Annotated in this window: 10 protein-coding genes and 1 pseudogene; 6 read left to right on the top strand and 5 right to left on the bottom strand. The window is 70.0% G+C overall.

All coding sequences use genetic code 11. The annotated features are described in order from the left end of the window. The 6 genes and pseudogenes from pdxA to H0U68_RS05855 form a co-directional block, all read left to right on the top strand. On the top strand, nucleotides 1-834 hold an 834-nt coding region (pdxA, locus tag H0U68_RS05875; RefSeq protein ID WP_296353593.1), incomplete at its 5' end, for a 4-hydroxythreonine-4-phosphate dehydrogenase PdxA. Beyond that, complete coding sequence (locus H0U68_RS05870) at nucleotides 831-1,502, top strand: 4-hydroxythreonine-4-phosphate dehydrogenase (RefSeq protein ID WP_296353591.1); 672 nt, start codon at nucleotides 831-833, stop codon at nucleotides 1,500-1,502. The genes pdxA and H0U68_RS05870, both read left to right, overlap by 4 nt. Next, nucleotides 1,397-1,768 (top strand): annotated as a pseudogene (locus tag H0U68_RS24360) (cyclase family protein); the annotation flags it as partial. The gene H0U68_RS05870 and the pseudogene H0U68_RS24360, both read left to right, overlap by 106 nt. Nucleotides 1,769-1,856: 88 nt before the next feature. Beyond that, nucleotides 1,857-2,267, top strand: coding sequence for a cyclase family protein (locus H0U68_RS05865; protein WP_296353589.1), 411 nt, complete (start codon nucleotides 1,857-1,859; stop codon nucleotides 2,265-2,267). Nucleotides 2,268-2,277: 10 nt separating this feature from the next. Then, nucleotides 2,278-2,658 carry a cupin domain-containing protein gene (locus H0U68_RS05860; protein WP_296353586.1) on the top strand — a complete coding sequence of 127 codons (381 nt, stop codon included), beginning with the start codon at nucleotides 2,278-2,280 and terminating at the stop codon, nucleotides 2,656-2,658. Continuing rightward, nucleotides 2,651-3,163: a YbaK/EbsC family protein gene (locus H0U68_RS05855; RefSeq protein WP_296353584.1), complete on the top strand. Its 513-nt coding sequence runs from the start codon at nucleotides 2,651-2,653 to the stop codon at nucleotides 3,161-3,163. Before H0U68_RS05860 ends, H0U68_RS05855 begins: the two co-directional genes overlap by 8 nt. Nucleotides 3,164-3,203: 40 nt before the next feature. Here H0U68_RS05855 and H0U68_RS05850 read toward each other — a convergent pair whose 3' ends face one another. From H0U68_RS05850 to H0U68_RS05830, 5 genes are read right to left on the bottom strand one after another with little or no spacing between them, the layout of a single operon-like run. Further along, nucleotides 3,204-3,881, bottom strand: coding sequence for an HAD family phosphatase (locus tag H0U68_RS05850; protein ID WP_296353582.1), 678 nt, complete (start codon nucleotides 3,879-3,881; stop codon nucleotides 3,204-3,206). 4 nt (nucleotides 3,882-3,885) lie between these two features. After that, the gene (locus H0U68_RS05845; RefSeq protein ID WP_296353579.1) at nucleotides 3,886-4,299 is read right to left on the bottom strand and encodes a YchJ family metal-binding protein; all 414 of its coding nucleotides are present in this window, start codon (nucleotides 4,297-4,299) and stop codon (nucleotides 3,886-3,888) included. Continuing rightward, complete coding sequence (locus tag H0U68_RS05840; RefSeq protein ID WP_296353578.1) at nucleotides 4,299-4,718, bottom strand: rhodanese-like domain-containing protein; 420 nt, start codon at nucleotides 4,716-4,718, stop codon at nucleotides 4,299-4,301. Before H0U68_RS05840 ends, H0U68_RS05845 begins: the two co-directional genes overlap by 1 nt. A 27-nt stretch (nucleotides 4,719-4,745) precedes the next feature. Further along, the gene (locus H0U68_RS05835) at nucleotides 4,746-5,873 is read right to left on the bottom strand and encodes an acyl-CoA dehydrogenase family protein (RefSeq protein WP_296353576.1); all 1,128 of its coding nucleotides are present in this window, start codon (nucleotides 5,871-5,873) and stop codon (nucleotides 4,746-4,748) included. Between the two features lie 25 nt (nucleotides 5,874-5,898). Beyond that, nucleotides 5,899-6,567 carry an SDR family oxidoreductase gene (locus tag H0U68_RS05830; RefSeq protein WP_296353574.1) on the bottom strand — a complete coding sequence of 223 codons (669 nt, stop codon included), beginning with the start codon at nucleotides 6,565-6,567 and terminating at the stop codon, nucleotides 5,899-5,901. Between the last annotated feature and the right edge of the window lie 4 nt (nucleotides 6,568-6,571).

The following is a 6,571-nucleotide window of genomic DNA, read 5'->3' as shown; positions in this document are numbered from 1 at the left end:
CGCGCGGTCCGCGTGGTGCGCACGCCGCAGCAACATGCGGCGCAGGCGGGCGTGCTCGACGTGATCGACATCGGCGACCTGCCGCCCGACCTGCCGTTCGGCAAGGTCGACGCGCGCGCCGGCCGCGCTGGCTTCGAGGCCGTGCGCCACGCCATCGGCCTGGCCATGGCGGGTGAAGTGGCCGCCATCTGCACCGCGCCGCTGCACAAGGAAGCGCTGGCCGCGGCGGGTGTGCGTCACCCGGGCCACACCGAAATGCTGGCCGAGTTCGCCGGCGCATCCGACACCGCCATGATGCTGCTCAACACCGCGCTGCGCGTGATGCTGGTGACGGTGCACTGCTCGCTGGCCGATGCCATCCACCAGATCGACAGCGCGCGCGAGCTGCGCATCATCCGGCTTGCGCACCGCACGCTGCGCGCGATGTGCATCGCCGCGCCGCGCATCGCGGTGGCGGGGCTGAACCCGCACGCGGGCGAAGGCGGCCTGTTCGGGTCGGAAGAGGCCGGCGTCATCGCGCCCGCCGTCGCCGCGGCGCGCGCCGAAGGCATCGACGCCACCGGACCGCTGCCGGGCGACACGGTGTTCATGCAGGCGCGGCGCGGCCGCTTCGACATCGTGATCGCGCAGTACCACGACCAGGGCCTGATCCCGATCAAGCTGCTGGGCATCGAGGACGGCGTGAACCTCACCGCCGGCCTGCCCTTCATCCGCACCAGCCCCGACCACGGCACCGCGTTCGACATCGCGGGCCAAGGCATCGCCGACCCGTCCAGCCTGCGCGCCGCGCTGTGCATGGCGCACGACCTGTGCACCAGGAAAACATCCGAATGAGCCACTTCATCCTCATGCTCACGCGCGACGACCGCACGGTGGGCGACGCGGCGCAGGTGTACCGGCGCCTGCGCGGCGGCCCGCTGCTGCACGTCGGCGTCAAGGACATCGGCCTGCCGTTCGACGAACTGGCCGAACTGGTCGCGATGATCAAGGCCGACGGCCGGCAGGCCTTGCTGGAAGTGGTCAGCGGCACGCGCGATGCGGAACTGACCTCGCTGGAAGCCGCGGCACGCCTGCAGGTGGACTACGCGCTGGGCGGGCGGCAGGCGCACGACGCGGTGCGCATCCTGCGCGGCCGGCCGATCCGCTATTTTCCGTTCGCCGGCCACACGGTGGGCCATCCCACGCGCCTGGTCGGCGACGCGACGGAGATCATCGAGGACGCCCGCGCGCTGGCCGCCATTCCCGGCGTGCACGGGCTGGACCTGCTGGCCTACCGCTTCGCGGGCGATGTGCCGGCGCTGGCGCGCGCCGTGGTGCGGGCCGTGCCCGTGCCGGTGATCGCGGCCGGCAGCATCGACAGCGCCATGCGCATCGGCGCCATGCAGGCGGCCGGCGTGTGGGGCTTCACGGTGGGAAGCGCGCTGTTCGACGGGCTGTTCCCCGCCGACACCTTCGGCGCCCAGATTGCATCCATCCTCGACGTGGCGGGAGTGCAGCCTTGAGCGCATCGCATCCCTACTGGGCGTTGCTGGACGTGCTCAAGTGCGGCCGCTGGGTCGACCTCACGCATGCGTTCGACGGCGACATCCCGCACTGCCAAGCCTTCCCGCCCGCGCAACGCACCACGCTGTATGCGCACGCGCCGGACAAGGGCACGCTGGGCCAGGGCTTTCTCGCGCACCACTACCAGCTGGTCGGCCAGTGGGGCACACACGTGGATGCGGGCGCGCATTTCGTACCGGGCCGCCGCTTCCTCGACGAGATCCCGGTGACGGAGATGGTGCTGCCGCTGGTGGTGATCGACGCGAGCGCCGCCTGCGCGCGCGCGCAGCGACTCTTGCATCCAGCCGGCCGACGTGCAGCGTTGGGAAGAGCGGCACGGCCGCATCCCGCACGGTGCCTTCGTGGCGATGCGCAGCGACTGGTCGCAGCGCTGGCCCTCGCATGCACGCATGCACAACCGCGACGCGGCCGGCGTGGCGCATTTCCCCGGCTGGAGCGCCGAAGTGCTGCGCCTGCTGCACGAAGACCGCGGCGCGCTCGCCTTTGGCCACGAAACCACCGACACCGACAGCGGCATCTCGGTCAGCCGCGGCGACGTGTCGCTGGAGCGCTACGTGCTGGACACGGACGCCTGGCAGATCGAGCTGCTGGCGAACCTGGACCAGGTGCCCGAGGCCGGCGCGCTCGCCGTGGCGAGCTGGCCCAAACCCAAGGCCGGCGCGGGCTTCCCCGCGCGGGTGTTCGCGATCTGTCCCTCCTCCTGAAGCATCCACCATGAAGCAAGACGCACCTTCCCCCTACGACATCACCAGCGACGTGCAGTTCGGTTTTCTCAAGCACATCGACGTCGATCACCTGGTGGACAACGCGCCGCCCGGCTGGTCCAACCGCACGCTGTGCGAAGTCAACGACTGCGTGGTGCGGCTGGGCGTGGTGCACGGCGAATTCCACTGGCACAAGCACGAGAAGGAAGACGAGTTCTTCTACGTGGTGCGCGGCACGCTGTTCGTCGACATCGAAGGCGCCACGGTGGAACTCAAACCCAACCAGGGCTACACCGTGCCCAAGGGCGTGCTGCACCGCACGCGCGCGCCCGAGCCCACGGCCATGCTGATGATCGAAGGGCGCGGCGTCACCGCGGTGGGCGATGAGTGAGCCGCAAGCTGCCGTTCCGGCCATCGACGCCTACGCGCGCCTGGTCGCGCTGCTGGACGCGCACGGCGCGGCGTATTCGCTGATCGACCATGCGCCCGAAGGCCGCACCGACCTCGTGAGCGCGATGCGCGGCCACGCCGTGGCCGATGCGGCCAAGTGCATGGTGGTGATGGTGAAGATCGGCAAGAAGAGCACGCGCTTCGTACTGGCCGTCGTGCCAGGCGACCGCAAGGTGGACATCGCCGCCATCCAGCGGCTGAAGGGCGGCACCTTCGCGCGCTTCACTGATCCGGCCGTGGCCGAGCGCCTGGCGCAGAGCGTGGCCGGCACCATCCTGCCGTTCACGTTCGACGACGACCTGGAGCTGGTCGCCGACCCGGCGCTGGCCGAGCGGCCCACGCTGTACTTCAACGCCGCGCGGCTGGACCGCTCGATCGCATTGAAGACGGCGGACTACCTGACGATCGCCAAGCCGCGCATGGAGCGCATCGCCGCTGCTGCTTGACTCGGCATGCGGCCGTTGCCGCAGCAGTGATGTGTCGCGATCAGCAGCGCAGTGACAGTGCCGGCAAATCGGCCATGTCGCTGAAGATCACCGACGCGCCGGCGCGTCGCAGCGCATCCGGCGCGTCGTGGCCGGCCTCGGGCGGGCTGTAGCCGAACACGGTGGCGCCGGCCGCCACGCCGGCCGTGACGCCGGTGACCGTGTCCTCCACCACCATGCAGCGCGCGGGGTCGGCGCCGAGTGCGGCCGCCGCCGCCAGGTACACGTCGGGGGCAGGCTTGGAGCGCGGCAGGTCGTGGCCGCTGAAGACGCGGCCCTCGAAGAAGCGCATCAGGCCGGTCTTGCGCAGCTGCAGTTCCACCTTGGGAAGGTCGGCGCCGGAGGCGACGGCAACGCGGCCCTGGTGGCGTGCGTGCAATTGCTCGACCGCCTGCAGCGCGTTGCGAATCGGCTGCACGCGTTCCATCAGGCCGCGGTTGCGGCGCTCGCGGAACTCGGCCAGCCAGTCCTCGCTGAAGGGCTTGCCTGTGTGCCGCTCGATCAGCGCACGCTCGTCCTTCACCGCCTTGCCGACGAAGATGCGCATGCACTCTTCCACGCTCAGCTGCCAGCCCAGCTCGCCCAGCATCTCGCGCAGCACGCCGTTGGTGATGCGCTCGCTGTCCACCAGCACGCCGTCGCAGTCGAACAGGACGGCTTCGAAACTCTTGTCGTTCATGCGTTCAGCATACATCGCCGTCCACGTAGAACCAGCGGCCGTCCTCCCGCATGAAGCGGCTGCGCTCGTGGATGCGCGCGGCGCGGCCGGCCATGCGGTAGCGGGCGACGAACTCGACTTCTGCATGCGTGGCGTCGCTCTGCCGGTGCGCATGCACGGCCAGTCCCAGCCACTTGATGCCGGGGTCGGTCTCGGCCTCGGCCGGCCGCGTGCCGGCGTGCCAGGTCGCCACCAGATACCGCGCGTCCTGCAGCACGTACGCGCAGTAGCGCGAGCGCATGAGCGACTCGGCGTCCGGCGCCGGCGTGGTGTCGAAGTGGCCGAGATAGCGGCCGCAGCAGTGCACGAACGCCAGGGGACGTTTCTTGAGGTCGGCGCGTGCGCAGGGGCACGGCGCGCCGGCAGCCGGTGCCGCCATCAGCCCTTGCGCGCCTTGCGCTCTTCCAGCGTCTCGGTCGGCGCGCCTTGCTTGGCCCATTCGGTGTAGCCGCCTTCGATGTGCGCCACGTTCGTCATGCCCATGTCCTGCAAACTCTTGGCGGCCAGCGCGCTGCGCCAGCCGGCGCCGCAGAACAGCACGAACTCCTTGCCTTCGTCGGCGAACACGCTTTTGAAGTACGGCGACGTGGGATCGACCCAGAACTCCAGCATGCCGCGCGGCGCGTGGTAGCTGCCGGCCACCGTGCCTTCGGCCTGCAGCTCGCGCACGTCGCGGATGTCCACGACCTGCAGCCGCGGGTCGCTGCCCAGGCGCGTACGCACGTCCTGGACCGTGTACGTCTTCACCTGCGCCATGGCGGCGTCGACCAGTGCGCGGAATCCTTTGGTGATGGGCATGCGTGTGTCCTCCTGGGTGCTGCGCGCTTACAGCGCCCGCTGGATGATGATCTTCTGCACGTCCGACGTGCCTTCGTAGATCTGGCAGACGCGCACGTCGCGCCAGATGCGCTCCACCGGAAAGTCGTTCACGTAGCCGTAGCCGCCCAGCGTCTGGATGGCGGCGCTGCAGACCTGCTCGGCCATCTCGCTCGCGTACAGCTTGGCCATGGCCGCTTCCTTCAAACAAGGGCGGCCGGCGTCGCGCAGTGCGGCGGCGTGCCAGATCAGCTGGCGCGCCGCCTCGATCTTCATCGCGCATTCGGCCAGGCGAAAGCCCACGGCCTGGTGGTTGATGATGGCGGTGCCGAAGCTCTCGCGTTCCTTGGCGTAGGCCACGGCCACGTCAAAGGCGCTGCGCGCCATGCCCACGCTTTGCGCGGCAATGCCGATGCGCCCGCCTTCCAGCGCCGACAGCGCGATGCGGTAGCCCTCGCCTTCCTCGCCGATGCGGTTCTCGGCTGGGATGCGGCAGTTCTCGAAGTTGATCTGCGCCGTGTCGCTGGAGCGTTGGCCGACTTTGTCTTCCAGGCGCGCCACGGTGTAGCCGGGCGCGTCGGTGGGCACCAGGAAGGCGCTCATGCCGCGCTTGCCGGCGCCCTTGTCCGTCACGGCAATCACCACCGCCAGCTGGCCGTTCTTGCCGCTGGTGATGAACTGCTTGACGCCGTTGATCACGTACGCGTCGCCCTGCTTCACCGCGGTGGTGCGCAGCGCGGATGCGTCGCTGCCCACGTGCGGCTCGGTCAGGCAGAACACGCCCAGCAGCTCGCCGGCGGCCAGGCGCGTGAGCCACTTCTTCTTTTGCGCCTCGCTGCCGTAGCGCATCATGATCGCGTTGACCGGGCAGTTGGTCACGCTGATGGCCGTGCTGGTGCCGCCGTCGCCGGCGGCGATTTCCTCCAGCACCAGCGCCAGCGAAAGGTAGTCCAGCCCGGCGCCGCCGTATTCATCGGGCACGCAGATGCCGTAGGCGCCCAGCGCCGCCAGCCCCTGGTGCGCTTCGCGCGGGAACGCGTGCTCGCGGTCCCAGTGCGCCGCGTGCGGCCACAGCTGTTCCTGCGCATAGGCGCGCACCGCGTCGCGGATCATTTCCTGGTCTTGGGTCAGCAGCATGGAGGGTCGCCGTTGTTGTTGTCGTTCACCAGCTCTTGAAGCGCCGGCCGTCGTAGTTGAGGAAAGCGCCCTGGTGCGTGAAGCTCAGGCGCGCGGCGGTTTCGCGCATCAGCGCGACGCTGCGCTCCACTTCCAGCGTGGCGCCCGGGCCGCCCATGTCGGTCTTCACCCAGCCCGGGCTGATAACGGCCATGATGGCCTTGGGATAGTCAGGCTGCGCGGCCACCACCGCCATGTTGAGCGCAGCCTTGCTCACGCGGTAGACCCAGCCCAGGCTGGAGTCCACGCTGGCGAAGTGCGCCATCTTGCTGGTGACGAAGACGAATCTGCCGCCCGTGGCCTCCACCAGCGGCGCGACCTGCGGAATGACCTGCATGGCGCCCAGCACGTTGGTGTGCATGGCGCGGTCGAAGTCTTCGCGGGTCGGCGGCTCGGTCGCGCCGGCCGTGGTGTAGACGCCCGCGACGTAGAGCGCCAGGTCGATCTTCTCGCCATCGAGCTGACAGGCCAGGCCGCTGGTGCTGGCCGGGTCGGTGACGTCCAGCCGCAGCGCCTGCGCGCCCAGCGCCTCGATGCGCTGGCAGCCCGCGTCGTCGCGCGCGGTGGCGATGACGCGGTCCCAGTCGGCCCGGTACTGGCGCACGAATTCCAGCCCGATGCCGCGCGAGGCGCCAAGGACCAGGACCGTGGCCATGGCG

The sequence above is a fragment of the Ramlibacter sp. genome (assembly GCF_013697775.1).
Taxonomy (GTDB): domain Bacteria; phylum Pseudomonadota; class Gammaproteobacteria; order Burkholderiales; family Burkholderiaceae_C; genus Ramlibacter.
Note: the sequence above shows the minus strand (reverse complement) of the source record. Positions and strands in the feature narration are given on the sequence as shown.

Excerpts from the sequence above, each read along its gene's own strand:
- H0U68_RS05870 (WP_296353591.1), top strand. The coding sequence starts at position 831 with ATGAGCCACTTCATCCTCATGCTCACGCGCGACGACCGCACGGTGGGC.
- H0U68_RS05830 (WP_296353574.1), bottom strand. The coding sequence starts at position 6,567 with ATGGCCACGGTCCTGGTCCTTGGCGCCTCGCGCGGCATCGGGCTGGAA.
- H0U68_RS05850 (WP_296353582.1), bottom strand. The coding sequence starts at position 3,881 with ATGAACGACAAGAGTTTCGAAGCCGTCCTGTTCGACTGCGACGGCGTG.
- H0U68_RS05860 (WP_296353586.1), top strand. The coding sequence starts at position 2,278 with ATGAAGCAAGACGCACCTTCCCCCTACGACATCACCAGCGACGTGCAG.
- H0U68_RS05840 (WP_296353578.1), bottom strand. The coding sequence starts at position 4,718 with ATGCCCATCACCAAAGGATTCCGCGCACTGGTCGACGCCGCCATGGCG.
- H0U68_RS05835 (WP_296353576.1), bottom strand. The coding sequence starts at position 5,873 with ATGCTGCTGACCCAAGACCAGGAAATGATCCGCGACGCGGTGCGCGCC.
- H0U68_RS05855 (WP_296353584.1), top strand. The coding sequence starts at position 2,651 with ATGAGTGAGCCGCAAGCTGCCGTTCCGGCCATCGACGCCTACGCGCGC.
- H0U68_RS05845 (WP_296353579.1), bottom strand. The coding sequence starts at position 4,299 with ATGGCGGCACCGGCTGCCGGCGCGCCGTGCCCCTGCGCACGCGCCGAC.